The sequence below is a fragment of the Marinobacterium jannaschii DSM 6295 genome, assembly GCF_000620085.1.
Taxonomy (GTDB): domain Bacteria; phylum Pseudomonadota; class Gammaproteobacteria; order Pseudomonadales; family Balneatricaceae; genus Pontibacterium; species Pontibacterium jannaschii.
Window position 1 is genome coordinate 98,087 of the sequence record NZ_KK211064.1, and the last position, 25,374, is coordinate 123,460.

At 61.2% G+C, this 25,374-nt stretch carries 17 protein-coding genes; 5 read left to right on the top strand and 12 right to left on the bottom strand.

Features of this window, described 5'->3' with window-relative positions; translation table 11 throughout:
• Positions 1–35: 35 nt before the first annotated feature.
• From pbpC to Q354_RS26175, 3 genes are all read right to left on the bottom strand, one after another.
• Positions 36–2,387: a penicillin-binding protein 1C gene (gene pbpC, locus Q354_RS0116425; protein WP_156948397.1), complete on the bottom strand. Its 2,352-nt coding sequence runs from the start codon at positions 2,385–2,387 to the stop codon at positions 36–38.
• Entirely contained in the window at positions 2,374–7,467 is a 5,094-nt protein-coding gene (locus Q354_RS0116430; RefSeq protein WP_051560213.1) for an alpha-2-macroglobulin family protein, read from the bottom strand. The genes pbpC and Q354_RS0116430 overlap by 14 nt, the downstream gene beginning before the upstream one ends.
• A 141-nt stretch (positions 7,468–7,608) precedes the next feature.
• Positions 7,609–10,218 (bottom strand): putative bifunctional diguanylate cyclase/phosphodiesterase, encoded by a 2,610-nt coding sequence (locus Q354_RS26175; protein WP_051560214.1) that lies wholly within the window; start codon positions 10,216–10,218, stop codon positions 7,609–7,611.
• A 211-nt stretch (positions 10,219–10,429) separates the two neighbouring features.
• Between Q354_RS26175 and Q354_RS0116440 the strand changes: the two genes are divergently transcribed.
• Together Q354_RS0116440 and Q354_RS0116445 are read left to right on the top strand one after the other, a co-directional pair.
• The gene (locus Q354_RS0116440; RefSeq protein ID WP_027858551.1) at positions 10,430–11,344 is read left to right on the top strand and encodes a LysR substrate-binding domain-containing protein; all 915 of its coding nucleotides are present in this window, start codon (positions 10,430–10,432) and stop codon (positions 11,342–11,344) included.
• Between the two features lie 147 nt (positions 11,345–11,491).
• Entirely contained in the window at positions 11,492–12,292 is an 801-nt protein-coding gene (locus Q354_RS0116445) for a DUF1338 domain-containing protein (RefSeq protein ID WP_245601069.1), read from the top strand.
• 72 nt (positions 12,293–12,364) lie between these two features.
• Here the strand turns inward: Q354_RS0116445 and Q354_RS0116450 are convergent, their stop codons facing one another.
• The 7 genes from Q354_RS0116450 to Q354_RS0116480 form a co-directional block, all read right to left on the bottom strand.
• Positions 12,365–13,351, bottom strand: a complete 987-nt coding sequence (locus tag Q354_RS0116450; protein ID WP_027858553.1) for a GlxA family transcriptional regulator — start codon at positions 13,349–13,351, stop codon at positions 12,365–12,367.
• A 140-nt stretch (positions 13,352–13,491) separates the two neighbouring features.
• Positions 13,492–14,820, bottom strand: coding sequence for an MmgE/PrpD family protein (locus Q354_RS0116455; RefSeq protein WP_027858554.1), 1,329 nt, complete (start codon positions 14,818–14,820; stop codon positions 13,492–13,494).
• 125 nt (positions 14,821–14,945) lie between these two features.
• On the bottom strand, positions 14,946–15,785 hold the full coding sequence (locus tag Q354_RS0116460) for a nitrilase-related carbon-nitrogen hydrolase (RefSeq protein WP_027858555.1): 840 nt from the start codon (positions 15,783–15,785) through the stop codon (positions 14,946–14,948).
• Between the two features lie 62 nt (positions 15,786–15,847).
• Entirely contained in the window at positions 15,848–16,735 is an 888-nt protein-coding gene (locus Q354_RS0116465) for a glycine betaine ABC transporter substrate-binding protein (protein WP_027858556.1), read from the bottom strand.
• Between the two features lie 69 nt (positions 16,736–16,804).
• Positions 16,805–17,533 (bottom strand): ABC transporter permease, encoded by a 729-nt coding sequence (locus Q354_RS0116470; protein ID WP_027858557.1) that lies wholly within the window; start codon positions 17,531–17,533, stop codon positions 16,805–16,807.
• 14 nt (positions 17,534–17,547) lie between these two features.
• Positions 17,548–18,705: an ABC transporter ATP-binding protein gene (locus Q354_RS0116475; RefSeq protein ID WP_027858558.1), complete on the bottom strand. Its 1,158-nt coding sequence runs from the start codon at positions 18,703–18,705 to the stop codon at positions 17,548–17,550.
• A gap of 42 nt (positions 18,706–18,747) precedes the next feature.
• Positions 18,748–19,401, bottom strand: coding sequence for an ABC transporter permease (locus Q354_RS0116480; RefSeq protein ID WP_027858559.1), 654 nt, complete (start codon positions 19,399–19,401; stop codon positions 18,748–18,750).
• Positions 19,402–19,670: 269 nt separating this feature from the next.
• On the opposite strand from Q354_RS0116480, the gene Q354_RS0116485 reads away from it, so the two are divergent.
• Both Q354_RS0116485 and Q354_RS0116490 read left to right on the top strand, forming a co-directional pair.
• Entirely contained in the window at positions 19,671–20,165 is a 495-nt protein-coding gene (locus Q354_RS0116485) for a thioesterase family protein (RefSeq protein WP_051560215.1), read from the top strand.
• Between the two features lie 57 nt (positions 20,166–20,222).
• Positions 20,223–21,059: a substrate-binding periplasmic protein gene (locus Q354_RS0116490; RefSeq protein ID WP_156948398.1), complete on the top strand. Its 837-nt coding sequence runs from the start codon at positions 20,223–20,225 to the stop codon at positions 21,057–21,059.
• A gap of 22 nt (positions 21,060–21,081) precedes the next feature.
• Here the strand turns inward: Q354_RS0116490 and Q354_RS0116495 are convergent, their stop codons facing one another.
• Together Q354_RS0116495 and Q354_RS0116500 are read right to left on the bottom strand one after the other, a co-directional pair.
• On the bottom strand, positions 21,082–22,218 hold the full coding sequence (locus Q354_RS0116495) for a methyltransferase (RefSeq protein ID WP_027858562.1): 1,137 nt from the start codon (positions 22,216–22,218) through the stop codon (positions 21,082–21,084).
• Positions 22,219–22,283: 65 nt separating this feature from the next.
• Positions 22,284–22,484 (bottom strand): hypothetical protein, encoded by a 201-nt coding sequence (locus Q354_RS0116500; protein WP_027858563.1) that lies wholly within the window; start codon positions 22,482–22,484, stop codon positions 22,284–22,286.
• 572 nt (positions 22,485–23,056) lie between these two features.
• Here Q354_RS0116500 and Q354_RS26180 point away from each other — a divergent pair.
• Positions 23,057–25,129: a hypothetical protein gene (locus tag Q354_RS26180; RefSeq protein ID WP_051560216.1), complete on the top strand. Its 2,073-nt coding sequence runs from the start codon at positions 23,057–23,059 to the stop codon at positions 25,127–25,129.
• The last annotated feature ends 245 nt before the right edge of the window (positions 25,130–25,374 follow it).

Sequence of the window (25,374 nt, forward strand, 5' to 3'; positions counted from 1 at the left end):
GGTATCGGGCGCTATTTGACTATTTACCCTGTCTTTTAATGCACTTCGATGGCGATCCGGTCGATATTGCCGCTTTCGTCGGTTACCAGCAGTTGCAACGGCCCGCGTTGACTCAGGGGATGCAGCAGCACCTGATCCGGCGGGCCCTGGTAGCGATAGCGGCCATTGATATACCAGAAGCGTTGTCCGCTGCCGCCGCTGGCGGTCAGTGTCAGTTGCGGCCGGTCACTGAGACGGTAGTGGCTGCCAGCCTGCAGCTCGCTGATCCGTAACGGTGCTGTATCCGGTGCCCGGTGGCTGCAGCGCGCTGACAGCGGCGGAATCTGCTGTGCGCGATGCCAGCGGGGCGGTAACCAGGGCTCCAGTGCCTGGGGCCAGAGCGCGACGTCCCGCTGTACCTTAGTGTCCGTGATGCAGCCGGGAAGTAAGCGCTCACCTGTCTTGCTGTCCTGCCAGAAGCGAACCCGGCTGCCCTGCCCGGGGTTTTGCCCGTGGGGCTGCCAGCTGGGCGGTATCTGCTGGTGCAACAGCCAGGCCTGACGGCGCCTGTGGCACTGTGCCGCCGGAGTTTCTGCGACACTCAAGCCTTCCGGCCAGCAGATGGCAGCACGACTGACGGTATCGGGGGCCGCAGACAGTACAGACTCGTCCTGTAGCCGGTCGTAGAGGGTAAACAGCAATGGCCCGGCGGTGATACGGCCATAGTGACCGGGTAGCGGGCTGCCATCCGGGCGGCCGACCCAGACGCCGATGCTGTAGCGCTGGCTGACGCCGATCGCCCAGGCATCGCGAAAGCCGTAGCTGGTGCCGGTCTTCCAGGCCAGCCCCGGGCGGGCCTGCAGGCTGCTGTGGCGCAGCGGGGCGCCGGGGCGGCGGATTCGGGACAGGATCTGACGGCTGATCCAGGCCGCTCCGGGGGCCATCAGGTAGCGTGGTATTGCCGGTTTAACTCCCATGACCGGGGGCGTCAGCTGCAGCGGATAGACCAGGCCTTCTGTGCTCAGTGAGGAGTAAAGGCTAACTAACTGTTCCAGCGTGGTCCCTGCGCCTCCGAGAATCACTGCCAGTCCGGCACGGTCGCCGGGGATGCTGAGCGGCGCGCCGGCGTTGGCCAGCCGGGCGGCGAAGCGGGCGCTGCCAAAGCGCTGCAGCAGGCTCACCGCGGGGATATTCAGCGAGCGTTGCAGGGCCTCGGAGGCGGAGACCGGGCCGGAAAAGCCGCTGCTGAAGTTATCGGGCCGGTAGCTGCCACTGACCAGCGGCAGATCGCTCAGCAGGGATTCGGAATGGACCAGCCCCTCCTCGATCGCCATGCCGTAGAGGAAGGGTTTCAGGGTCGAGCCGGGCGAGCGGATCGCCTGCACCATATCCACATGGCCGCTGCGGGCGGCGTCGCCAAAGACGGCGCTACCGGCATAGGCCAGCACACTGTGATCCTGGTTATCGACAAGCAGCGCCGCGGCCGAGCTGTGTGGCGGCAGGCGACGGATATAGTAGGCCAGATAATCCTGCAGCGCCTGCTGTAGCTGGCGGTCGATGCTGGAGCGGATCAGGCGCTGGTGCGGGTACTGGCGGATCAGACGGCGGGCCAGCAGCGGTGCCAGGTTGGGCTGCTCTGGCCGGAACGCCGCCACGGGCTCCTGCATTGCCCTCCGGCTGACTGTCGGTGGCCAGATCTCCAGTGTGGCCAGGCGCTGTAATACTTTATCCCGCGCCTGCTGTGCCCGTGCCGGGGCACGATCGGGACGTAGCCGGGTCGGTGCCTGCGGCAGTACTGCCAGCAGGGCGGCTTCGGCATGGCTCAGTTCTGCCGCCGACTTACCCAGGTAGCTGTAGCTGGCGGCCTGCACCCCTTCCAGAGTGCCGCCAAAGGGCGCCAGGTTGAGGTATAACTCAAGGATCTGCTGTTTGCTCAGGTGCCATTCCAGCTGCAGGGTGCGCAGCATCTGCTGGAGCTTGCCGCCGAGACTGCGACGGTGCGGATGCAGCAAGCGGGCGACCTGCATCGACAGGGTGGAACCGCCGGAGATGATCCGTCCGGCGCGCAGGTTCTGCCAGGCGGCGCGGACCAGCGCCAGCGGGTTGATGCCCGGGTGCCGGTAGAACCAGCGATCCTCGTAGCCCAGCAGGGCCTGCAGGTAGAGTGGTGAGACCTGATCGGCGCTCACCGGGTAGCGCCAGACACCGCGGGCATCGGCAAAGGCGCGCAACGGTTCGCCCTGGCGGTCGGTCACGACCCGGGCAAACAGCTGTTCCGATTGTGGCAGCCTGAGCGGATAGCGCCAGTCCAGCAGCAGGGCGGTCAGCCCGATCGTCAACACGACCAGCAGCAGGGCCGCCGCCGGGCGCCGTATCCCCTTGCTGTCCGGCAGTTTAAGGCGTGCCACCGGGGCTGATCTCAATCGTGACCGGGGTATCCGAAACGGCGCGGATCTGCGGCCGGTACATATCCTCGGCCAGTGTCGCGGGCAGGCTGTAACGTCCCGGCGTGACCGCCCGTATCAGGTAGATCAGGTCGGCACCCTGCCAGGGCGTGACTTCCAGCGCAGCCACATAGCGGTCGTCGCGGTACTCCTGATGCTTCAGCCGGGTATCGGCCAGCAGCTCGCTGATGCTGCGGCCATCGATGCTGAGCGACTCCAGGTCGGCCGCATGGGCCAGGTTCTGGTTCTCCAGTTCGAAACCGGCCGCTAGCAGGTCGACCAGCAGCACATCCGGCAGCCGCTCCTGACTGCGCAGGCGCAGGTGGACCAGCAACTGATCGCCGCTGCGCACGCGGGCCGGTGAGACCGGCTCGCCTTTGAGGTTAAACCACTGGCGTTCGATACTGATTCCCTGACTGATCGCAGCCGGTGGCTGGTCACCATAGCCCGACAGCTGCAGGTTCAGGAACAGCGGCTGCTCACCGCTGTTGGTCAGGCTGAGCGCCCTGCCCTGCTCTGTAGCCCGTGCAGGGCCGCTGATATCCGAGCCATCGAGCGCACGCTGCAGGCTCTGGCTGCCACTCAGGGTTTGTTCTGACTCACCCAGCCTTAACTGCGCCTGCCAGGGCGCGCCCCCGAACTGCTCCAGTGCCAGCCCGGCGAGGAACAGCGCATTGCGTTCCTGGGTACTGAGCCAGCGCTGGCCTTGCAACTCTGTCGCCAGTTGCTGGGCCAGCATCAGGGCCGGGGCTTTATCGCTGATCAGCTGATGTTTCAGCAGCAGGTGGATCATCATGGCCCGGTCGCGGATTGCGCTGCCGTAGTCACCCAGATAGCCCTGGCCGCGGCGGATTTTCAGGGCTTCAGCCAGTGCCTGCTGGGCCCGGATACGGTCACCGGCCTGATGCAGGGCCAGGGCCAGGTGCAACAGTGACAGGCCACTGCGGGCATGCTGGCGCTGGCGATCAAACAGCAGGCGCAGGTTGCCGAGCGAGGCCTGATTGCTGCGTGATAATACATAAGCGGCATAGGCCTTGTAGGCAAAGCGGTAGTGCTGGCTGTTGTCGCTCCAGCGTTCATCGAAAAAGCCGCCGCGCCGCTGGCCATACTGCTGCAGCCGGGTCAGGGCCTTCTCCAGCACACCCTGCGGCAGGCTATAACCCTGTGCACGGGCGCTGAGCATAAAATCGGCCACATAGGCGCCGAGCCAGTGCTCCTCGTCGGAGCGGTTATCCCAGAGGCCAAAGCCGCCATCACGGCGCTGCAGGGCGGTGATGCGGTCCAGCGCCGCCTCGACCTGCTGACGGCGTTGCTGCTGGTCGAGTTGCTTGAGGTCGAACAGCTGCTGCGCCTGCGGATCGGCAAAGATCAGCGGCCAGGCCCGGCTGCCGGTCTGTTCCAGGCAACCATAGGGATACTGCAGCAGGCCATCCAGCTGAGCCGCCAGGTTCAGGTCGGGGCTGGATGAGAGGCTCAGGCGGGCGGCCAGGGTCTCAGGCCGCAGGCCCTGCAGCAGGGCCGGTGCCGGGCTGTATTGGTCGCCGGGGGAAAGCAGCTGCTGATCCTGACGCTGCAGCGCCGGCCAGGGAGGGCGTACACCGAGTGTCCAGTGGCGCTCGATCGGTTGCTGCAGATGCTCGCCCTTCAGGGTCAGGCGGATCTCTGCACGACCGCTGTAACCGCTGGCAATCACCGGCAGGCGCAGGCTGTGGCGCTCGCCATCGTCCAGCGAGAGCAACTGGTCGGGCAGGGCTTCAGCTGCCAGCTCGACCGGGCCGCTGATCGCCAGTTCGGCGGTCAGCAGCTGCGACTGTCCACTGAGGTTGGTCAGGTCCAGCTGTAATACTGACTGGTCGCCACTGGCCAGGAAACGGGGCTTGGAGAGCTGGGTGACCAGCGGTGAAGCCACCGTCAGCTCGGCCTCGCCGCTGCCGTAGCTGTGATCGCTGAAGGCCAGTGCCATCAGCTGCAGGCGGCCGTTAAACTGCGGGATAGCCAGCTCGACCCGGGCAATGCCATCGCTGTCCACGTCGACCGCCTCGCTGAACAGCGACACGATCTGTACATCGGAGGCAGGCTCCGCCCCGCCCCGAGCCAGGTCGGCATCGCCACCGAAGCGCAGCCGGGCATTGGCGGCCTGCGAGACCTCGATCACCTTATGGTAGAGATCTCGGCTCTCGACCGCGTAGCGGCGCTGGCCAAAAAAGCCCTCAAAGGGGTCGGGTGTCTCAAAGCGACTCAGGCTGAGTACGCCCACATCCACGGCGGCCAGGGTGACCCGGGCATTCTGTGGCAGCGGCTCGCCAGAGGGGCTGCTGAGGCGGATTTCGGCCTGCAGGGTGCGGTTCGGTTCGATCTTCTCCGGTGCCTGCAGTTCAACCCCGAGGCGACGGGATTGGCGTGACAGGGGCAGGTGGATCAGTCCCAGCGCCCGTTTCGGTGTGCGCCGGGCAGCCTGCTGCACTGTGGCATCGGCCCGGCCCGGTTGCAGCAGCAGGGCGCTGATATAGAGATCGTGACGTTGCCAGGCCGGATCGACCGGGATCTGCAGTTGCATCCCTTCCGCCGGTACCTGGATACGCTTGATCCACAGTGGCTGGTCGCCCTCCACCATCAGCAATAGCTCGCCGGCCGCCGGCGGATCGATCTGCAACCTGGCCGTATCGCCGGACTGATAGGCGGCCTTGTCCAGGCTCAGCCCCACCTGATCGGGGCGGGCCGCGCTGCCACCCTGCTGTGCCCGCTGCCAGCGCTCGTACCAGTCCTCACCGGCGCGAAAGCGCAGGCTGCTGAGCAGGCCGCTGGCCGGCTCGGAGACCTCCAGCCGGTAGCGGCCCCACTCCACCTCAAAGCTGACCGCTTGCGGCTGCTGGCCATCCAGCGCCAGGTTCTGCACGGCGACCGGATACTCTTTGTCGCTCCATTCGTAATGCCAGCCGCGATGTTCGTTGTAGACCCAGAAATAACTGCGATCTTCGCGGATCAGGCGGATATCCAGCGGCTTACTGGGGTGCAGGCTGCCATCGATATCTGCTTTGACCAGGGCAAACTCTACCCGGCTGTTTTGTGGTGGGTTGAGGTCACCAAAGGCCGGACGAATCCCCAGCTGGGCCGGGCCGGGCCAGACTTCGGCCTGATAGCTGCGCTGCACCGGCCGGCCGCCGCTTTCATACAGGCTGGCGCTGATATTCAGCCGTAGCGGCGATCGGGCCTTGGCCCAGTGAGCGGGGGATTGAATCGTGCCCTGACCCTGCTGATCCAGCCGGATATCGCTCAGCTCGATCGGCTGTAGTGGTGCCGTTTCGCGGATATCGCCAAACTGGAACTGCGCCAGCGCGGCCACCGGATGTCGCCACTGGCTTACCTGTATGCGGCTGCTGAGACGGTTGCCCGCGGCCGGTGCGCCGTAGAGGTAGGCCCCGCTGACCGGCAGTTGCAGCGCCTGCCCGGGTGTCAGGCGCAGGGGCTGGCTGTTGCCGGAGTTGAACTGCAACTCCATTCGTTCAGGCAGGAACTGCTCGACCTGAAACGGATAGCTGACCGGTTGTGACAGGGCGGCACCGCTCAGCACCAGCTCCCAGCGCCCGCGCATGGCGTTGTCGGGGATCGGCCACTGCTGGCGGTAGTAAGCGCCGTTGTCCGGCTGCCAGCGGAAGCTTTTCGCCACAGTGCCGTCGGGGCGGCGCAGCTGGGCGTCCAGCAGTGGTGACTGGCTGATACGGCCATCGCCATCCCTGAGCAGGGCGGCGAAGTCGGCCTGTTCGCCGGGGCGGTAGAGGTCGCGCGGGCCATAGACAAAGAGTTCGTATGGCCGCTGTGGCCGCTGGCCCAGGTCGTAGGCTGACAGGTCCAGTGCCGGGCTTTTCAGCGGCAACAGGGCAAAGTGGTTGCCCTGCCGGGCCAGCGCCAGCGTGGCCTTCTCCGGCAGTGGTTGGAAGCGGCTGCGGCCTTCGGGCCCGCTCGCTTGCCGCGCCAGCACCTTACCGCCCTTATCCAATAGCTCGACCTCAACTGCCTGTCGTGCCTTACCACTGGCCAGCGAGCTGGCGTAGATATCCAGCTGTCCGTTGTAAAAGCGTGCGTGCAGGCCGATATCGGTGATACTGAACCAGCTGACCTGCTTCTGCCCGTACTGGCCCTGAGGCAGCATTACCGCCAGGTAAAGTCCGGCGGGCTGCAGCGCGTCGATCCCTTCGACGTTGATAGTGCGCTGGCTGCGCTTATTGGCTTCCGGGTCGAGGTCGTAGCGGCCGCTGTAGACCAGTTCGCCCCACTGGGTCAGGTTCTCGACCCCCCACAGGGACCGGCCACCGTACTGCACCTCGCGCAGGAAGCGCGGCAGCTTGTCGGGGCGGATACGGAAAAAGTCGATATTCACCGCCGCCACATTTACCGTGCTGACCGACAACCCGCGTCCCAGTCCCTGAGTGAGCAGCAGGCCGTCGGAGTCGAAACTGACGCTGGCATTGAGGTGGCGGCTGCGGATCTCTGCCTGTGATTCAGCCGTCAACAGGGCACCATTGGCGGCCTTCAGGCCGCGTCTGACGCTGATCTGGTAAGTGGTATCGGGCTGGGTGGCGGGAAACCAGAGCGTCTTACCCGCCTGATCCAGCACCCAGTCGCCATCGACGGCAACCGTTGCGCTGCTATCGGCCGCTTTGGCGCTGATATCGATAAAGTCCTGCAGTTTCTGGCGTGGGTCGAGCGGGATTGAGAAACGGATCGCCACTTCGTTGCGGCCGTCATGGTTGCGCTCGCTGATATCCAGCAGGGTCAGCGGATCTGTGGCCCCGGCCCCGGCCGTGGCTTCAGAGGTGGTCGCTACAGCGCTATCCGCACCGGAATTCGCCTGCACTACCGCGGTGTCGGCAGCGACAGCCGGGACTTGCGTTGTGGGAGCCGCCGTGTCACCTGTGGTTTCGGCAGGCGTGGCCACAGGGGCCTGATCGGCAGGGTCAGACTGCCCGGCCTGGTCGCAGGCGCTGAGCAGTGAGAGACAGAACAGCAGTGCCAGTGTTCGGCGCAGAGTATGCAGCGGCATCATAATCGCTTCCCTGAAGTAGCCCGTTGCGGAGAATCCCGAACGACAGACTATCCTCAGCCAGCTTGCCGTTCGCTGAACCTGCAGTATGGCAGGCCCGGATCAAAGGCTAAAGGCTGATCCGCTGCGTCTCAGCGCGTGTGGTCAGTGTTCCGGGGCCGCTTCCAGTGATGCCTCCGGCGGCTCCGCAGCGGCCAGGCTTGTCTGGCGCAGCAATGCGGGCAGGTCGGTGTTGGGGCGGCCGATATGGTAGCCTTGGGCATAGTCGATACCGCAGCTGCTGACCATCTCCAGTACCTCCTGGCTTTCGACAAACTCGGCAATGGTCTCCAGTTTCAGCTCCTGCGACAGCTTGGCAATGCTGCTGACAAAGGCCATATCGCGGTTATCGCTGGCCATATTGGCGATAAACTCGCCCTCGATTTTGACGTAGTCAATCGGCAGGTGCTTGAGGTAGTGGAACGAGGAGAAGCCGGAACCAAAGTCATCGATCGCCAGTTTGTAGCCGTGGCTGCGCAGGTTGCCGACAAAGCGCTCCAGCACGCTGATATTCTTGATGGTGTCACGCTCGGTGATCTCAAACACGATCTGGGTCGGGTTCAGCTGGTGCTTGGCGGTGAGCATCTTCACCTCGCTGAGGAAGTCGCTGATGATCACCGCGCGCGGTGACATATTGACGAACAGCAGGCCCTGATAGTTTTCGGCCCGGGCGGCGGCGAAGGCCTTATCCATCACGATATAGTCGAGCAGGTGGATCTTACCCATCGATTCGGCAATTTCGATAAACTCGGCGGCGCTCATCAGGGTCTCATCCGGCAGCTGGATGCGGCTCAGCACCTCCAGCGCGCGGATTTCGCCGCTGTCGGTATGCATAATCGGCTGGAATGCCGGAATCAGGGTGCGTTGCTCGATCGCCCGCGTCACCAGCATGGTCTTCTCGTTCATATCCTTGAAGATATTCACCAGTTCACTTTCGCTGGCGATGCAGAGGCGGTTCTTGCCATCCTGCTTGGCGCGGTACATCAGGTTATCGACGAACATGAACAGCTCTTTCTTGTTGCTGGCATGGTCGGGATAGAGGCCGATTCCGATTGAGGCGGTCAGTTGCAGCGGATTGCCGCTGTCATGCATCACGCTGAATTCGCGGATCTTGTTCAGCAACGCCTGGCCGGTACTCTCGGCATGCTCCAGCGAGCTCCCCGGCAGCATAATGACAAATTCATCGCCGCCGTAGCGGGCCACCATGTCGCCGCTGCGCATCTCGCCCTGCAGCAGCTCGGCAAAGCTGGCCAGCAGGCGATCGCCCCAGCTGTGGCCGTAGCCGTCGTTGATGGTCTTGAAGTTGTCCAGGTCGATCATCAGTACCGCCAGCTTCTCGTCATGGCGCGAGCAACGGTCCAGTTCGTAGTCCAGCAGCTCCCAGAACATACGCTGGTTGTAGAGGTTGGTCAGCGGGTCGCGGGTGGCGTAATACTCCAGATCCTTGGTGTACTTGTAGATCGCGCGGACCGAACCGACCACGTTGAGCAGGGTCGAGAGGATACTCTCCAGCACCAGCATCTTGGTCTGGTCCTGGATGATGTCGGACTGCACGCCGATACCGACGATGCCGCCGATCTTCGGCGCTTCCACCAGCAGCGACTTACACTGCAGTTCGATGCTGTCCTGGTCCAGCTCGATGGTCTGCTGATCGCTGTTGGCAATATTGTGGCGCACAGTGATATCCAGCATGCAGAACTGACTGTCACTGTGGCGCAGGCGGCGCAGGATCGCCTTTTCCATCGAGTCGCGGGTCTCGTCAGTGGGGCGGTGCAGCCAGAAGATCTCCAGGTCGAATACCTCATCATCGATCTTGAAGATCGAGAACAGGGTATGTGCGACGATAATCTGGTTGATATCGATCAGCAGGTAGTTGATGTATTCGCGCCAGTCGCGCACCACTTCCGAGGTAATGACGAACTTCTCCAGCAGGCGGATCTCAAACTCCAGCAGCTCCTTATCGACCGCTACTTCGCGCAGTTTGGACGACAGCTGGCTGACCTGGCGGAAGATAGTCGCCAGTTCCTGAAACGACTGCTTATCCTGCTCTTTTTCCAGCAGTTTCAGGTCGGACAGGCTGTCCACCCGGCTGATACTCTGGCCCAGCTGATCGATAGAGCGGTTGAAGCGGCCGGTCAGGCTGCGTACGGCGAGAAAGCCCAGTAACAGCGGTAGCGGGGCCAGCAGAAACATATTCAGAATCAGGCGCCGGTTGGCACCGTCCACTGCCGCTTCGATATCCTGCTGTACGTCGATAATGCCGAGGCTGTCGCCGACACTGGCGTTGACGTGGCACTGCAGGCAGACCTCGCTGGCAATCAGCGGGTAGGTAAAGCGCACGCCGTGGTCGCTGGTGAGGGTCTGGCTGTCGCCGCTTTGCAGGCCCTGCAGCAGTACCTTGTCCATCGCCGGCTGATTGATGGGGCCGAACAACTCCTCTACCACCGGTCCCCGGTAAACGCTGACTTTCAGGTCATCATTCAGGTTGTCGGCTTCCATCTGCTGGATAAAACGCTCCAGTTGCTGGCGGTCCCAGCCCTGACTCATCACCAGATACATGGAATTAAACGTCTGGTGGGCGACCCGTTCGGCAACATTGGAGGCATTTTCGCGAATACTCTGGTTGTAAACCTGACTGGCGAGGACGAAAATAACCAGAAAGCCCAGAACCGAAAATAGGATGGTGCGCTGAAGCAGGTATTTTTTGATGGTCATAGGGAGTTGCAAATCCAGCCGCTGTTTAAATGCGATTAAGGCCTGTTTATATGCGCACCAGATTATTGTTTTTCATGAAATTTTCTTATGATTTGAATCAAGTTAACGGCTTTTCGGTTTATTTGGCATATTGCCCTGTTTGATCTGAGCCGATCCTTGTTTGAACCCCTGTGAGTGCTGAGCTGTTTCCGTAATTCCTGATGAGAACGCTATGAAATTCCGCAACCTGTCGCTGAAATCGATTCGCACTTTTGAGGCGGCAGCCCGGTTGGGTAGCTTTAAACATGCCGCCGAAGAGCTGTTCGTCACGCCGCAGGCGGTCAGTATCCAGATGAAATTGCTGGAGGACCGGCTGCAGGTGCCGCTGTACCGGCGCAATGCCAAGGGCATTGAGCTGACTGATGCCGGCCGCACCCTGCTGGAACATGTGCAGCAGGCGTTTGAGCTGATCGAAAGCGGTATCAACAGCATCAGTTCGCAGCAGCAGGCGACCCAGCTGCAGGTCAGCTCCTCGCCCTTCTTTGTCGTCCATTATCTGCTGCCGCATCTGGCGGACTTCGAGCGGCAGCACCCGGATATCCGGGTAAACCTCAATGCTGCGCTGAAGCTGTCGCAGGAGAACGATGCGGTGGATGTGGCGATTAAATGGGGCTTCGGTGACTGGCCGCATGCGCATAAACGGCTGCTGCTGCGCGATGACAAGCTGCTGGTCTGCTCCCCGGCCCTGCTGCAACAGCATCCCCTGAAACAGCCCCAGGACCTGGCTCAGCTGCGCCTGCTCTGCACCGAGCTGTCGGTTAACCTGTGGGAGCGCTTTGCCCAGCAGCTGGGGGTGAATATGGATGTGGCGCGGCAGGTATTCTGCCTCGACAGCCATGCTTCGATGCTGGAAGCCGCTATCGCCGGGCTGGGCATCGCCCTGATCAGTGAGAGCGAGGCCCGCGCCGCCTGTCAGGCCGGTACCCTGGTGATGCCGCTGGGTGACTGGAGCATCAGCGACCTGAACCCGGCCCTGACTCCGGGCTACTGGCTGCTGTGCCGTGACTACAGCCACCGCCGCGAAGTCCGCTGCTTTGCCGACTGGGTGGTGAAGATCAGCGAAGCGGCGGCACAGCAGGCGGATTAGGCCGCTGCAATTATATTTACCTGCCAAGGTAAAATTTACTTGTTTGCCGTATGGGCAGCATAAAACTATGGTTTTCAGCATCTAATAAAGCGTCGGCGCCGGGTTCGCTTAAGGCCGGCCGCGAACAGAACAATAACGATGGTGAATATGATGCAGCCGAAAGAATTCTTCTCCTCACTCTGGCAGGACTACATCGAGGTAACTCCGCAGGCGGAACAGATCCGCCAGCTGTTCCTGCAGACTGATCCGCAGGTGATCAACGATCACGTCGCCTTCCGTACCTTCTCCGATACCCCGCTCTGCCTGGCGCAGCTGCAGCCGCTGATTCTGGCGATGGGCTATGAGATACAGGCGGATTACAACTTCGAAGCCAAGAAACTGCGTGCGATCAGCTTTATCCATCCGGACCCGACGGTGCCGAAGGTGTTTATCTCCGAGCTGGAGCGTCACAAGCTGAGCGAACAGGCGCAGGCCATCCTGCAGCCTTACTGCGACCAGATCGAAGCAAAAGAGCTGGAACAGAGCGTGTTCTGGTCGGGCCGCCACTGGAATATGCCGAGCTGGGAGCACTACCAGACCCTGCTGGAAGAGAGCGAATACGCCGCCTGGCTGCTGGTGATGGGCATCCGTGTCAACCACTTCACCGTCAGCGTCGACCTGCTGGAATCCACCGACTGCATCCGCGAGGTGCTGCAACGGGTTGAGGATGCCGGTTATGCCATCAATGAAGCCGGCGGCCGCGTCAAAGGCGTACCGGCCGATCTGCTGGAGCAGGGCTCCACTATGGCGGATCGCATCGATGTCACCTTTGCCGGTGGCGACAGCCACAGCGTGGCCAGCTGCTTCTACGAGTTTGCCAAGCGTCATGCCGACAGCGACGGCCAGCTGTACCAGGGCTTTATCGCCGCCAACGCCGATAAGATCTTCGAATCGACCAACGTAAGCTGAGCTAAAAGCTAAAAGCTAAAAGCTAAAAGCTAACAAGCCGCATTCTGGTGACAGGGTGCGGCTTTTTTGTGCCTATTCGCTGCCGGAGAGGCTGCGCTGATGCTGCTGCAGGCGTTCTTCGCGTGGCGTATGGCCGAAGCAGTTGCGGTAGCAGCGGGCAAAGTAGGAGGTGGAGCTGAAGCCGCAGGCGGTACTGATCTGCAGTACAGGCAGGGTCGATTGCAGCAGCAGGTGGCGGGCTCTTTCCAGGCGCAGGTTCATATAGTGGCTGGCCGGTGTGGTGTCCAGCTGGTCGCGGAACAGCCGCTCCATCTGGCGAGTGGAAAGGCCGACCATTTCGCCGATATCCTGACAACTCAGCGGCTCTTCGATATTGGCGCGCATCAGCTCCAGCGCCTTCAGCAGCCGCGGGTGGCGGGTCTGATGCCGCAGTTTCAGTTCCATCCGCTGTTGTTCATGGGCGGGCCGGATTGCCGGGTGGATGCATTGTTCGGCAATATCCTTGGCCAGCGCCTCGCCATGTTTCATGGCGATCAGGTAGAGCATCATATCCAGCCCGGCCAGACCGCCGGAGCAGGTAAAGATATTCTGGTCGATCTCATACAGCTCGCCGGTGACATTGAGATCGGGAAACTGCTCCGCCAGGCTGTCGCGGTTCTCCCAGTGGATGGTGCAGGTGCGGTTGCGTAACAATCCGGCCCGGGCCAGCAGCAGGCTGGCGGTGGAGGTGGCACCGAGGCTGATGCCCCGCCGCAGCAGGCTGCGCAGCCAGCTGAACAGGGCTTCATCTCCGGCCAGATGGGCATCGATGCCGGACACCACAAACAGTGAGCTGAGGTCGGCCACATCATGCACCGCCCGGGTCGGGCATACCGGCACGCCATTGCTGGCAAAGGCCGGCTGGTCGTCGACACAGTAGAAATGCCACTGATACAGCTCCCGGCCGCTCATCCGGTTAGCTATGCGCAGCGGTTCCAGCGCGGCAGCGAAGGACATCATCGAGAAGTCGTTGATCAGGAAGAAGCCGATATGTTCGGGACTGCCGCTATCGGAGGACATAGACGGAGTTAACCTGCTGCGGGCGGAAATGACTCCCATACTGTCGGACTCGCGCCGCTCTGGCTAGCCCGGGCGGCGCGCAGAGTACACTGCGGCCGCAGACAGGACTTAATCCGCCGGCTTTGGGTCCGCCTGGCCTGTCAGCTGACGGGCGTGGTCAGCAGTTGCAGAAAGGCCTGCAGGCCGGCGGCGGGCAGTCGCTCGATCGCCAGGCTCTGGCGCCGAATGCTGTCGACTACAGCTGCCGGCAGGCCGGGTGTGGCCAGGCTCTGATATTTGCGGACCAGCTCCTGCTCGCTGAGCGGGTTTTCCGGGTTGCCGCGGGCGATACAGGGTGCTGAGGTCAGTTCGCGGCCGTCTTGCAGCACCAGCCGGGCGTGGGCCCAGCGTTCGGCCGGGAAGCGCTCGTTATAGCGCGTCTCTTCATGACAGATCACCCTGGCACTCAGCGCCTGGCGCTGTTCACAGAACAGCCCCCCGCCATCCTCGGCAATTGCCCCGGTAGTGATCACGTCATTCAACAGGGCGCTGGCGACGGAAAACGGCAGGCTGTACTGCGCCTGCTCGGTCGTCTCGGGATGCACCGTATGCAGCCGGATCGCTTCATGGAAACTGTGGATATGGATTTCGCACACTTCTGCCGGATCAGGGCTGTGGCCGGCCCGTATCTGACGGATCGCTTCCACCGCTGGTTGTGCCCAGCGACACACCGGGTAGGCCTTAAAGTACTGTTCGAGGATATACCAGCGCCGCCCCAGGTCGGCCCAGATCGGTGCCACTGCCTGATCCGACAGGGTCACTGCCGGTGCCCCGGTAAAGCCCGCTGCCGCCAGCAAGGCGCTGCTGACGCCGCCCAGGGCACCCCAGCCGGAGCCGTCCTTGAGCATGGTGGGATGGTCGATACAGCGCATCATCTGACTGCGCGGACCATAGAACTCGGCGCTGCCGAGGGCCTCGCGGGTCTGCTCCGGGCTCAGGCCGTTGAGGCGCGCGACCACCGCCGCGACGCCGATGGCGTTCCAGGCCCCCGAGGTGTGGTAGTCGTCGGCCGTGGCATGCAGGGCGATCCCGGCACGGGTGGCGATCTCATAGCCCAGCACCAGTGCGGTCAGAAAGGCCTTGCCATCGAGATCCTTACCCTGTGCTGCCGCCAGCAGGCCGGGCAGTACCGCGACCCCGACATGCCCCTTGGTCAGCACCTGGCCGTCATGGGCATCGATACTGTCGATCAGCGTAGCGCCGAACAGGGCGGCCCCGCAGGCGCTGGCACGGCGGCGGCTGAACAGCAGCGGCACTTCGCCCGGATACTGGCTGCAGACAAAGTCGGCCATAATCCGGCTGAGCCGGGTAGCGTGTCCGGCGGCGGCCACTCCGAGCAGGTCGAGCAGGCAGATACCGCCCTGTCGCACCACTTCATCAGGCAGGTCGTCAAAACTCAGGTCGTGAATGAAGTCGATAATCTGTTGCATAGCTCTGTCGTCTGTTGGGTTTATGGTTGTAAGGCAGCGGCGTTGCGGGCTTTTTCAGGCAGCGCCGGGCTGCCGGGCTCGGACGGCAGGCCAGCAGGGAACTTGAGCCGGGTATAGCCGGGTATTTAGCCGGACTGATCCAGCAGGTGCCTGATCAGTGGCGTATCGGCATCGCGCAGGGTGGGCAGGTCAAACCTTGCCGCGCCAATGTCCGTCAGGTTGAGGCGGGCGCTGATCAGGCTTTCGCCCTCCTCCGCTGCCGCCAGCAACTCGCCGCGCGGACCGAGGATACGGCTGCCGCCCCAGAAGAAGGCATCGCCTTCCGGGCCATAGCGGTTGGCCATCAGTACCGGGACGCCATAGGTCATGGCGTAGAAGCCGATATTGGTCAGCCAGTTGCGTTCGTTGGAGAATTCCTCGCTGACGATGGCGGAGGCGGAATTGACCGGTGCCAACAGCAGTTCCGGCTTCTGCAGCATGGCGCAGTGCACCAGCGCCGGGTTCCACAGGTCGGCGCAGATCAGGGTGGAGGCGCGCCAGCCGGGCTTGATTGCGGTCTGGCTCAGCTGGCGGCCGCGGCTGTACCACTTGCCCTCCTCCAGCCCGCCGTAGGTGGGCAGGTTCAGCTTGCGATGTACCGCCTGCACCGCGCCGTTATGCAGAATGGCGCAGGCATTGTAGTACTCGCCCGGTGTTGCCTGTTCGACAAAGCCTGCCACTACACAGAGCTCCGGGGCGATCGCCGCCAGCGCCCGAAGCCGTTCGTCATCCGCCGCCATAGCGACCTGCGGCACCTCCCGGCCCAGCTGGTAGCCGGTCAGGGACAGTTCCGGAAACAGCAGCAGTTCGGCGCCCTGCTGCCGGGCCTGGCGAATATAGTCGGCATGCTTGGCAAGGTTGGCTTCCAGTGCCCGCAGCCCGACATTGATCTGGGCGATGCTGACCTGAAGTTGCGCATTCGGCATGGTGGCTACCTCTGGCGTGGGTTAAAAAGCCGGACAGCGCTGCCGTCCGGCAGTGTGCGGCCTCAGTTCAGGCCCTGTTCGGCGAGGAAGTCGGCGGCAACCTTCTCCACCGATTGCTTCTCGACATCGACCCGGGCATTCAGTTTCGACATCAGCTGGCCATCCAGCCGGGCTGACAAGCGGTTCATCTGCTCGGCCAGTTTTGGGTTTGCCGACAGGGTGTCTTCACGTACCACCGGGGTCAGGGCGTATTCCGGGAAATACTGCTTGTCGTCTTCCAGAACCTTGAAGTTGAACGCCGGGATACGGCCGTCGGTGGCGAAGACCAGCGCCACATCCACCTGGTTTTCTTTCAGCGCGGTATAGGTCAGGCCCGAGTCCATGCGCTTGATATCCTTGCGCGGAAACTTGAAGCCGTAGGCTTTCTGCAGCGGCTTGAGGCCATCCTTGCGGGCATAGAATTCGGCATTCACCGCCAGCACCAGGCCGACTTTATCGTTCACCGCCTGGGCCAGGTCGCTCAGCTTGCTGATACCGCGTTTGTCGGCGTCATCGCTGCGCATCGCCAGGGCGTAAGTGTTGTTGGCGGCTGACGGGTTCAGCCATACCAGGCCTTTCTTGGCATCCAGCGCTTTCACCCGGCTGTATACCTGATCGGCCGGCACCTTCTCTTTCACTTTGTTGTAGTTCAGCAGCGAGGTACCAGTGTACTCCCAGTACAGGTCGATCTGGCCGTTCTCCTGGGCTTTGCGCAGCACCGCACTGCCCATACCGGCGCGGCGGTCGATCTCATAGCCCTTAGTGTCCAGGTACTGGGCGGTGATCTCCGTCAGCAGCTGTTGTTCGGTAAAGTTCTTGCCGCCAATCACCAGCTCGCTGGCCTGGGCTGACAGGGTGAATGACGCGCTCAGCAGGGTTACTGCAGCCAGTTGAGACATCTGTTTGATCATCAAAGTGCTCCTGTTGTTGTTATTTTCAGCTTGTGTTCTTCAGGCGCAGAGGCCTTGGGTTCGCAGGGTTTAGCGCAGCGGGTTAACGCCTTTGGGTACGATCAGGAAGGCCAGCATGGCGATCAGCAGATCCACCACAATCGCCAGCAGTGCTGTCGGTATCGCCCCGGCCAGCATCATCACCGGTTCATCCAGGTCAATGCCGGTAAAGATCAGCTCGCCCAGGCCGCCGCCGCCAATCAGGAAGGCCAGCGGTACGGTGCCGACATTGATTGCCAGCGCGGTACGGATACCGGCAAACATGACAAACAGCGCGTTGGGTATCTCTACCTGCAGCAGCATCTGGCGGGCGGTCATGCCGATACCGGCCGCGGCCTCCCTGAGGTGTGCCGGGACTTCCAGTAACCCGGTATAGGTATTGCGGACGATCGGCAGCAGCGAGGCGACACAGAGACCGAAGACCGCCGGCAGGGTACCGATGCCGAGCAGGCTCATGGACAGCGCCAGTATCGCCAGGGTGGGAATCGTGGTGCCGATATTCAGCCCCTGCATCGCCGTTTCGGCGATATGTGCCAGCCCGGGACGGCTGAGCAGCACTCCCAGCGGGATGGCGATCAGGATGGCGATACCGCCGGAGATCGCGACCAGTTCGATATGCTGTCCGGTGAGGTAGACCACGTCCTCCTGATAGCCGAGCATCTCCTCGATAAAGCCGTTGCTCTGCAACTCGGCACCGATAAGAAACATCAGGATCAGGGCAAGGATATAGCTAGCGCGCTTAAGGGCCGGGCGTAACATAGACAACTCCCGGCTCAGGCCAGCTTCAGGTTATAGGGTGCGGCCTGGCGACCATCCCGTCGGTAGGTGGCCCCCAGATAATGGGTGATGCCGCGCTGGGAGATATGCCCTACCAGCCTGCCGCTGTCGTCGACGCAGGGCATCCAGGTGCTGTCATGGGTAAACATCAGCGAGGCGATCTTACGCAGGTCATCATTGATGTTTGCCAGCCCCTTGAGTCCGACATAATGTTCGCCGCAATAGCCTTTGGTGGTCTGGGCAACCTGCTTGGAGACAAAGCCGATCGGCTGCTGTTGCTGGTTGACCAGGGTGATGGCATGGGAGTAGCCATGCTCTTCCATCTGCTGCAGCGCGGTCTCCAGCGAGTCCTGCGGTGTGACGCAGGGGGCCGGTGATTCCATCACCTGGGCTACGTTTACCAGCCGCAGCCGCTTCAGGGCGCGGTCGTCGCCGACAAAGCTTTCGACAAAGCTGTCTTTCGGATGGGCCAGCAGGTCGTCCGGGGTGTCGTACTGTACCAGCCGACCATCGCGGAAGATGGCGATGCGGTTAGCCATCTTCACCGCTTCGTCGATATCGTGGCTGACGAACATAATGGTTTTCTTCAGCTCCTGCTGCATCTTCAGGAATTCATCCTGAATCACCTCGCGGTTGATCGGGTCGATCGCCCCGAAGGGTTCGTCCATCAGCATCACCGGCGGATCGGCCGCCAGCGCCCGGGCCACGCCGATGCGCTGCTGCTGGCCACCGGACAGCTCTTTCGGATAGCGCTTGAGGAACACTGCCGGGTCCAGCGCCACCATCTCCAGCAGTTCTGTGGCACGGGCCTTGTAGCGGTTGACGTCCCAGCCCAGCAGGCGCGGCACGGCGGTGATATTTTCCTCGATGGTCATATTGGGAAACAGGCCGATCTGCTGGATCACGTAGCCGATATTGCGGCGCAGGTCGACGGTATCGAGACCGCTGGTATCTTCGCCGTTGATAAATACCCGGCCGGAGGTGGGCGGGATAATGCGGTTGATCATCTTCAGGGTGGTGGTCTTACCACAGCCGGAGGGGCCCAGCAGGACGCAGATCTCCCCCTGCGGGATCTCCATCTGGATGTTGTCTGCCGCGGTGACCGGGCCGTTCGGCGTATCGAAAATCTTGGTCAGGTTATCGATTTTTATCATTATTCTTATCTCGTCAGTAAATCAGCATCGCCTGTCGGTGTGTCAGGCTGTTTCCAGCCCGCGCGGCGTCATGCGTTTCTGCAGCCGCAACAGCGCAAAGTCGGCGATAATCGCCAGGATACTTACCGCCAGCGCCCCGGCGATCAGCTGCCGCGGATCACTCTGGGAGATGCCGCGGCTGATCAGCACGCCCAGGCCGCCGGCGCCGATATAGGCGGCGATCGCCATAACGCCGATATTCATCACCACCGCGGTACGGACTCCGGCCATAATCACCGGGATAGCCAGCGGAATCTCCACCATCCGCAGCCGCTGCAGCGGGCTCATGCCGATACCCCGGGCCGCCTCGCGCAGGGCCGGATTAACGTTATTAATCGCAGTGTAAGTATTACGGATGATGGGCAGCTGGGAGTACAGCAGCACGGCGATCACGGCCGGCAGGTAGCCGATGCCCTGGCCGATGGTCGAGAGCAACGGAATCATCAGGCCGAACAGTGCGATCGACGGGATGGTGATAATGATGGAGGCGATATAGAGCACCAGGTTGGCGGCGCGCTCGTTCTGGGTAATGGCGATTCCGATCGGGACTCCGGTCAGGGTTGCCAGTCCGACCGCCACCGCCACCAGCGAGATATGTTCGACGGTCAGTTTTAGCAGGAGGTCCAGGTTTTGTGCCAGGAAATCGATTATTTCCACGCGCTGCCTCTCAATTCTGATATTTATTTTTATTAGACAGGCCGGGCGCAGTGGGCTGACGCGACGGCAACCCAGTAACAGTATACCGTTGCCCGAATCGGCCTTAAAAGAAATACGACATTTTGTATTAAATTTGCGTCATCGCCTGGGCGGCGGCGAGGGGATTCCGGGTTTATAGTGGCCTCGCCAGGCGATCCTTGCTTAAGCAGCATTGCGTCCCGGAGGTGTAAGGCATAAGTTGGCACTAAAGAAGAAAACAGGGAGTGGTAATGAATACATCGTTCAGTCAAGAGGGGTACCTGCTGACCGCCTACGGCGCCATTGCTGAGGAGGCCTGCGATTACAACGGCCATCTGAATGAGGGACATGCGCTGGTGATGCTGTCAAAGGCGACCGACAGCGTACTGGATGCCATCCGGCTGGATGCGACCGGGCGTGAGCAACTGAACTTCAGTGCTTTTACGGTACAGAATACCCTCTACTATCTGGCCGAAGGCCAGCTGGGGCAGGAAGTCGAAGCCTGGAGCCGCCTGCTGACCTTTGATGAAAAGCGCCTGCGGCTGTTTCACCAGCTGCGGGATATAATTACCGGCGAAGTGCTGGTGGAGCTGGAAACCCTGCTGCTGGGGGTGGATATGAACAGCCGCCGGGCGGCCTGCTGGCCGGCGCCGGTATCGGCTGCGCTGGAACAGCTCAAAGTGCGGCAACAGCGTCTGCCTCAGTCTGAGAATGTCGGCCGGGCGATTTGCAAACCGGTGATATGATTTGATTGCACCTGAGGCCGGTACTGGTATCCTTTGTGCCGGACTCAGGAGTAACCAATGAAGATATGGTCAGGCATAGGGATGATGCTGATCAGCATGTTGTTTTCTGCCACCGCAACGGCGGCCGATATGCGATTGCTGACCAAGATGGATTTCCCCCCCTACATTACCGATACCCGTGACGACGGTGGCATTCTGACGCGGATCGTGCGCGCGGCGCTGGATGAGGAACATCTGGATCTGCAGATCGAGCTGGACAGCTGGAGTTCGGCCTATAAACGGGTCGCCCACCGGCAGGCGCTGGGAACCTATGCCTGGGCCTATCCGCAACGTCCGGAGCAGTTCTATATCTCCGCCCCGATCTTCACCAACCGCTGGTATTTCTACAGCAACCGCAGCGTATTACAGCATATTGACGACCTGGACTATGTCGGGCGTACGGCGCGTCTCTGCCTGCCGCAGGGCTGGAGCCGTGCGCCGCGCGTCAACAGCCTGCTGCGTGATCGCAAGGTCGAACTGGTGGCGGCGAAGGACCTGCGCGGTTGCCTGCAGTGGCTGCTGGATGGCCGGGTGGATATGATCCGCTCTACCCCGCTGATGCTGGCGTCGGCGGAGGCAATTTTCAGTGAATACCCGGCCAGTGCGGCGCTGATTGCACGCGGCCTCAACCGGCTGGAGGATACCGTGGTACAGCAGCATTCAGGCTACGTCCTGTTCAGCCGCGACCGCGCCGGCCGGGTGGCGCGCGATCGCTTTAACCGTGGCCTGAAGCAGCTGATCAGCAGCGGCCGTTACGAACAGCTGATCCGGGCCGCCATAGTGCCGTTTCGCTACGAATACCGGATGCAGGTGGTGCAGGCGCTGCAGCATGCCGGTTTTATGCAGCGCCACTAACGGCCGCTGAGCGGGCCGCGCCTCAGCGGCTCTTGACCGCTTTCAGGATGACAAACTTACGGTTGCTGGCGACCAGTTCGCAGTTGCCGAAGATCTTCTTCAGCTGGCTGTGGTAACCCAGATGGCGGTTACCGATCACCCACAACTCACCGCCCTTCTTCAGCACTTTTAGCGACTCACGGAACATCTGCAGGGCGATAAAGTCCCCCACCACATTCTGCTGGTGGAACGGAGGGTTATTCAGCACCAGATCGGCACAGCCCTGCGGTATACCTTTGAGGCAGTCGGTGGCGATATAACGCGCCTTACGGCTGTCGCCGAAGGCCGCCTCGAAGTTCTTCTGCGCCGAGGCCACGGCCATATAGGATTCATCGACAAAGGTCACTTCGGCCTCAGGGTTTTTCGCGGCGGCGATCAGTCCCACCACACCGTTACCGCAACCAAGGTCGATAATCTGCTGCGGATGCAGCGCCTCGGGCAGGTGCTGCAGGAAAAACCGGGTCCCGATATCGAGGCTGTCACGGGAGAATACCCCGGCGTGGTTCCAGATGGTGTAATCGGTATTTTCCAGCGTATAGGCGCTGGGATATTTATCCTCGGCCGGCTGCAGGCTGCTATCCAGTGTCGGAAAGATCAGCCGGGCCTTCTTCTTCGCCAGCGAGGTCGTCGTCGGACCGATAATCTTCTCGCACAGTTTCAGGGTGGAGGTGTGGATCGCCTTCGCCATCGCCGCACCGATCACCCGGGTGTCTTCGCTAAGCAACGGCCGTAGCCGGGTCAGCTGGTCTTCCAGCATCGCCAGGCTTTTCGGAATCTTGATCAGTACCAGATCGAACGGCCCTTGTGGCGTGGCCAGGCTGTCCAGCTGGGTCAGGTCATCTGTACTGAGACTGTTCTTGCTCAGGTTGTGCTGGGTCGCGCGCGTTGCCAGCCAGGAATCGGTGCTGCTGGTGCAGTGATAGGAATTCAGTGCCACGGCGAGGGCGCCGAATTGATCGTTGATGATCAGTATCCGGCTCTGCGACGTCAGTCCGTCCTCTTCGGCGACCTGGCTGAGCAGATATTCATCCGCTGCATCCCAGGCGCGCAGGGTTTCGTTTTTACGGACCGGATAGCGTTGCAGGCAGAATTCGCCCTGCGGCACAGAGAGGGTTTGCATAGGTGTAGACCCGTGACTCGACAATCAGAAAAGAGCCGGCATCTTACCATAAGCGGGCGATTGCTTTAGTAGAGGTTGTCATCCACCGGCCTGAAGCCAAAGCGCTCGGCGTGATCCTCGACGGCATTGACCGGCTTGCTGCAGGCATAGCGTAGCAACCACTCGCGGCGGCTGTAACCCGCCTCGATAATCGAGATGCCGTAACGCATGCGCATATAGCGGTCGGCTTCAGCAAACAGCTCGTTTTTCAGGCCCTTTCTGGTCATCGCCCCCTCCATCTGCCTTCCCCAAGCATAGACGCCGCAACTGATATTGCTGTCCCAGAGATGAAACAGTTTTGAGCAGGATTGCTAACTTATTGTTTTATAAAACCCGGAGCATGAATTTACAGGCCTGAGGTGGCGGCTGTAAGTAAGTTGTAACATCTGCCGCCAGCACAGCGCCATTCGTTACATTCCTGGTGCAATTTCAGGCCGGATACTGCTAATTAATTGATACAAAAGGATTTAATTTTTCAAAAGCTGGACATTTTCGCCTGGCTGACCCGCGCCTGAACAGCGGCTGCGGCGAGGGTGTTCCCTGAGTGGTTTACACTCGCTGCGGGCCGGACGCGCGAATGAATACAGCTGGATAATAAAAGTTATTTGAAATCAGTGTATTAGCGAGTCGTTGCTTGAATGGTGTGGTTTTTGCTCATTGCTCAGAGGGGATGAAGAGAGGGGGCCCGAGCGCCTGCAAACGTCAGGGCACTTTATTCTCACCAAACCTTAATCTGATTGGCCAATGGAGGGGAAACAGGGAGGTTACCGCTCTGCGGGCGAGGCAGGGGAACATCCACATGAGCAAACTTTCTTTCCATCGTCGTAAACTGGTGAGGGCAGTTGCGGCGAGTACTCTATTGGCGACCGTGGTTATCGGCTGGCCATACCTTCCCGAACAAACACCACAACAGGATGTATCGGCCATCGGTGATGTCGATGCACTTAAAGATCTCTACCAGCGCTGGCAGGATGTCTATGTTCAGACCGGAGGCGATCGCCGCCTGGCGTTACCGCTGGGTTACAGCAAAGGGCTGTCGGCGCAGTTTACCGAGGCAGCGGGTCAGGCCGCAGTGGATCTGATCGATGGCAGCCTGAAGGTCAGCGTCACCGGGCTGGAGCCACAGCAGCAGTATCAGGTGTGGCTTATCGATAACCGCCCGGGTGCCGGGCAGAACGTTAAGCCGGAGCAGGCCGATACCCTGTTGATGGTCGGCGAGCTGACACATCAGGATGGCATCGCCACCCTGGAGATGGCGCTGGACCTGGCCCAGCTTAATGGCATGGAGCTTGACCTGATCAGCGTCACCCGGAAAGGCGTGTCGCCGGTCGAAGCCGGTCTGCTGTACGGGGCGCCGACGCTGTTCCAGCGGATGTATCACAGCTCCAGGTCCGCCACCCTGGCACTACGTCAGGACAGTGCGCCTGAAGCTCTGACCGAGTCCGCATCGCCGTTCAGCTTCCTGGTGCCGAAAGCGCATGCGATTCCGCAAAACAGTGCTGCCTTTGCCAAGCTGGTGCGTGACGGTGAGATCCTCTTCTTCGAAGAGACCTTCGCCGGCAACGGCCGTACCTGCGGTACCTGTCACCCGGCCGATAATAACTTCACCATCGACCCGAAGTTTGTCGCCAGCCTGCCGCCAAACGATCCGCTGTTTGTGGCCGAGAACAACCCTGCGCTGGAGGATCTGGAAGTACCGAGCCTGATGCGCGAGCTTGGGCTGATTCTGGAAAATGTTGATGGCTTCGAAAATCCCGGTGTGATGCGCGGTGTACCCGGCGTGGCGGCGATGGCCGTATCGACCACCCCGGAACCGGGAGCTGACAATCCGACACCGATGTCCAGGCTGGGCTGGGGCGGCGACGGCGCGCCGGGTGATGGCTCGTTGCGTAGCTTCGCTATTGGTGCCGTGACCCAGCATGCCCCGCAAACACTGGCGCGTATCGAGGGGCAGGATTTCCGCCTGCCGACCGAGTATGAGCTGGATGCGATGGAGGCATTCCAGATGTCGCTGGGGTTGCAGCAGGACCTGGACCTGGCGTCGATGACGATGAATGAGCCTCTGGCCGAGGCCGGTCGACAGTTATTCCTCAACGAGGATGATCAGGGCAATAGCGTCAGAGCGGGTAAATGTCACAGTTGCCACGCCGATGCCGGCGGTAATGTCAGCCAGGGCTTCCTGAACGTAGCCGGTATCACTCCGCCGGGCGATTACAACCTCAACCTGGATATCGGCTTCCAGGATATTGGCGATACCCTGGGGCGCATACTTGAGCCGGGCCTGAATCCGCAGGACCAGGGGGTCGGACGTGACCCTCATCCCAGCGGCGTAGGCTTTGGTACCGGGGCGTTCAATATTCCGCGTCTGGTGGAAGCGGCGGATAGTGGCCCTTATGGCCATGATAATGCCTTCCTGACACTGGAATCCTTCCTGGGCTTCTATTTTACCCCTGAGTTTGTCACCTCGCCGGCTGCAGCCATTGTCCAGAATATCGATGGCTCGATTGGTCCGGGCGGCCCGTTTGCCAATACCCTGAACATAAACAACAGTGAGATGTCTGCCATCGCCGCCTTCCTGCGGGTGCTGAACGCCCGGGAAAACGTGCGCCAGGCAGTCCAGAGTATGGATAACATCTACAAGGTGAAACGCAAGGCTTCGCATAAGCGTGCCTATAACGCGCTGCTGGCCAATATCGATGATGCTATCGAGGTGCTGGATGCGGCCAAGCTGGGGCCAGACGCCGTACTTTACCTGAAGAAATGCCGCGACGAAGTAGCGCGCTCAAAAGGTAAGAACAAGCGTCGCCTGAGAAAGGCTAAACAGTATGCTGAGTTTGCCAGTGGATATCTGACTGAGTTTAAGTACCGCTAGCCGGTATTTTTATTCACAGCTCGCTGACACTGCCGCCCACCCGGGCGGCAGCTTCGTTTACAGTGCCTTATGCTGTGGTCTGTTTGATCCGGCTCAGGCGGGCGCTTGGAGGCTGCTATCTTTAAAGAGGTATAAAGGCGTTTATACACAGCCTGGCTGCGGATATAGCCGGGATAAATCAGGGGTTAATCTGTGGGTAAGTTGTATTTAAGATGTGCGGCACTGCCTGTGGGCAGATCGGCTGT

Bases quoted from the DNA above. Each gene is read 5' to 3' on its own strand.
- Q354_RS0116430 (WP_051560213.1), bottom strand. From the start codon at position 7,467: ATGATGCCGCTGCATACTCTGCGCCGAACACTGGCACTGCTGTTCTGT.
- Q354_RS26175 (WP_051560214.1), bottom strand. From the start codon at position 10,218: ATGACCATCAAAAAATACCTGCTTCAGCGCACCATCCTATTTTCGGTT.
- Q354_RS0116440 (WP_027858551.1), top strand. From the start codon at position 10,430: ATGAAATTCCGCAACCTGTCGCTGAAATCGATTCGCACTTTTGAGGCG.
- Q354_RS0116445 (WP_245601069.1), top strand. From the start codon at position 11,492: ATGATGCAGCCGAAAGAATTCTTCTCCTCACTCTGGCAGGACTACATC.
- Q354_RS0116450 (WP_027858553.1), bottom strand. From the start codon at position 13,351: ATGTCCTCCGATAGCGGCAGTCCCGAACATATCGGCTTCTTCCTGATC.
- Q354_RS0116455 (WP_027858554.1), bottom strand. From the start codon at position 14,820: ATGCAACAGATTATCGACTTCATTCACGACCTGAGTTTTGACGACCTG.
- Q354_RS0116460 (WP_027858555.1), bottom strand. From the start codon at position 15,785: ATGCCGAATGCGCAACTTCAGGTCAGCATCGCCCAGATCAATGTCGGG.
- Q354_RS0116465 (WP_027858556.1), bottom strand. From the start codon at position 16,735: ATGATCAAACAGATGTCTCAACTGGCTGCAGTAACCCTGCTGAGCGCG.
- Q354_RS0116470 (WP_027858557.1), bottom strand. From the start codon at position 17,533: ATGTTACGCCCGGCCCTTAAGCGCGCTAGCTATATCCTTGCCCTGATC.
- Q354_RS0116475 (WP_027858558.1), bottom strand. From the start codon at position 18,705: ATGATAAAAATCGATAACCTGACCAAGATTTTCGATACGCCGAACGGC.
- Q354_RS0116485 (WP_051560215.1), top strand. From the start codon at position 19,671: ATGAATACATCGTTCAGTCAAGAGGGGTACCTGCTGACCGCCTACGGC.
- Q354_RS0116490 (WP_156948398.1), top strand. From the start codon at position 20,223: ATGAAGATATGGTCAGGCATAGGGATGATGCTGATCAGCATGTTGTTT.
- Q354_RS0116495 (WP_027858562.1), bottom strand. From the start codon at position 22,218: ATGCAAACCCTCTCTGTGCCGCAGGGCGAATTCTGCCTGCAACGCTAT.
- Q354_RS0116500 (WP_027858563.1), bottom strand. From the start codon at position 22,484: ATGACCAGAAAGGGCCTGAAAAACGAGCTGTTTGCTGAAGCCGACCGC.
- Q354_RS26180 (WP_051560216.1), top strand. From the start codon at position 23,057: ATGAGCAAACTTTCTTTCCATCGTCGTAAACTGGTGAGGGCAGTTGCG.